Source organism: Pseudonocardia ammonioxydans (genome assembly GCF_900115005.1).
Lineage (GTDB): Bacteria > Actinomycetota > Actinomycetes > Mycobacteriales > Pseudonocardiaceae > Pseudonocardia > Pseudonocardia ammonioxydans.
This window is the reverse complement of the sequence record NZ_FOUY01000138.1, coordinates 1-2,078: the sequence shown is the minus strand read 5'-3', so window position 1 is coordinate 2,078 and position 2,078 is coordinate 1. Positions and strand designations below refer to the sequence as shown.

The 2,078-nt window shown below is 67.6% G+C and carries 3 protein-coding genes; 1 reads left to right on the top strand and 2 read right to left on the bottom strand.

What is annotated here, in order from left to right; translation table 11 throughout:
* The first annotated feature begins 331 nt into the window (after positions 1-331).
* The gene (locus BM093_RS34675; RefSeq protein WP_093357671.1) at positions 332-1,279 is read left to right on the top strand and encodes a M56 family metallopeptidase; all 948 of its coding nucleotides are present in this window, start codon (positions 332-334) and stop codon (positions 1,277-1,279) included.
* 34 nt (positions 1,280-1,313) lie between these two features.
* Here the strand turns inward: BM093_RS34675 and BM093_RS34670 are convergent, their stop codons facing one another.
* Complete coding sequence (locus tag BM093_RS34670) at positions 1,314-1,703, bottom strand: BlaI/MecI/CopY family transcriptional regulator (RefSeq protein WP_245774002.1); 390 nt, start codon at positions 1,701-1,703, stop codon at positions 1,314-1,316.
* 147 nt (positions 1,704-1,850) lie between these two features.
* Positions 1,851-2,078: hypothetical protein (locus tag BM093_RS34665; protein WP_143105725.1), on the bottom strand; the 228-nt coding region annotated here is incomplete at its 5' end.

Genomic DNA, 2,078 nt, shown 5'->3' with positions numbered 1-2,078 from the left:
CGTCGGAGTAGTTCTTGCGGGCCATGGTCAGACATCATCTCGCTTCCCCCGACCGTGCGGGGATCAGCGTGTCCACGGAACGGGGTCAGGGCCCCGGTGCAACGGCCCACCGGCCACCCTGCGTGTCGGTCATGCCTGCAAGCATGAGCCATCATTGGGCTATTGCAAGGAACATGCGTCTGCGGCCTGGGCGTCCGGAGGGGCCGCAGGCGTGAGGACGAATCGCACCACCCGCTCGCCGACGTCCCTTCGGAGTCGGTGCGGTGGTGGTCGCTAGCATGTGGGGGTCAGTCGGCCCAGTCGCCGACGATCCAGGGGCAGGGAGCGTGGTGTGACGACGTCGATTCTGCTGGTCGCCGGAGCCCTGCTGACCGCCACGTTCGCACCACGTGTTCTGACGCGTCTGGAGTCGACCAACAGCGACCCGCTGTGCTTGCTGTGGCTGTGGTGGTCGATGGTCCTCGGCAACCTCACCAGCGCCGGTCTCGCAGTCGCCGTGCTGCTCATACCGGGCCATGCCGGGCCCGCACCGGTGATGTGGTTGGTCGAGCAGTGCCGCATGATCTTGCGCCTGACCAGTGCACACCAGGACACGGGCGTGGGGATCGGCCTGCTGGGGGCGCTGACACTTCTCACCTTCCGCTTTGGGCAGCGCGTCCGGCGCGGGACCGTGGCCAGCCGCGATCGCTCGACCACGACCATGCAGACGCTCGATCTGCTCGGACATCGTGAGCATGATGTGTTGTGGGTGAAACATGCTGGCGCGGTTGCTTTCAGCGTGGGTGGTCGGGCCAATGCGATTGTTGCGACCACGGGGCTACGCACCAGGTTGACGGTGGCTGAGGTCGATGCGGTACTGGAACACGAGCGGGCGCACCTGGCGGGCCGCCACCACCTGCACGTCGTTCTCGCCGACGCCGTGGGAGCCGTCGCCCGATTCGTGCCGCTGTATCGGCAACTACCCGTTGCGGTCAGGCGTCTGGTCGAGTTGGTCGCAGACGAAGAGGCCGCCCGGGTCAGCGGGCGGTCCGTCCTGCGGGGCGCGCTGCTGAAGGTCGCCGCCGCATCGGCGATGGCAGCACCGCCACGAGCGCTGTACGCGTCGGAGACGGCCGTGGAAGCTCGATTGCGACGCCTGTCGTCGAACCCTCCACAGCGCAGTTGGGTGCTACGAACAGCAGGTCGGGTCACCGTGGCCGTCGGTGGCGTGGCGTCATCGACGGTCGCTGCTGGCGTTACCACGGTGGCGCTGCTTCTCGCCTGTGTGTGGGGCGTCTAGCGGTGGCCTCTGGAGCCGGGTGACGCCGTGCCGATCAGGTGTGGTCGTCGGTGAGTGCTTGCCGCAGGACCTCCTGTTCTCGGTCCGAGGACAGTCCCACGAAATGAAGCAGCGCCGCGTCGACCTCGTCGGCTGAGCGCAGCAGCGAATGCAGTAGTCGTGCCGCGGTCTGCTCCCTGCTGGTCGAGGCGATGTAGGCGAAACCACGACCCGACCGCTGGCGGCGGGCCCATCCCTTACGGACCAGCTTCTCGAGCACCGTTTGCACCGTGGTGTAGGCCAACGGCCGATCGGCGTCGCTGAGGGTCGCCAGCACGTCCCGCACGAGTTGCGGGGATTCGGCGTCCCAGAGGGCGTCGAGAACGGCGCGCTCCAAGTTGCCGAGTCCGATGGAGACGTGCGCCGCTGCAGGATCAGTGTTCACTCGGCCCCGCCTCTCCCCATCGCCTGCCTACCACTGCGGCAGCACGTGCTGACCGTCCTGGTGACGACGGTTCAGGATAGCCGCCCACAGCGTGGGCTCGATCGCCACGCGCGATGGGCTTCCCGGGGAGAGGGTATGGAAGACGAGCTACGCACCAGGTGGTGCGGCCATGGCGGCCGCACCACCTCGGTGCGTGGGAGGCACGATCAGATCGCGTGCTCGGAATCGGCGTAGCCGCAGGCTGTTGCCGACGACGAAGACGGAGCTGAACGCCATGGCTGCGCCGGCGATCATCGGGTTGAGCAGGCCGACGGCGGCCAGCGGGATGGCGGCCGTGTTGTAGGCGAAGGCCCAGAACAGGTTGGTCTTGATCGT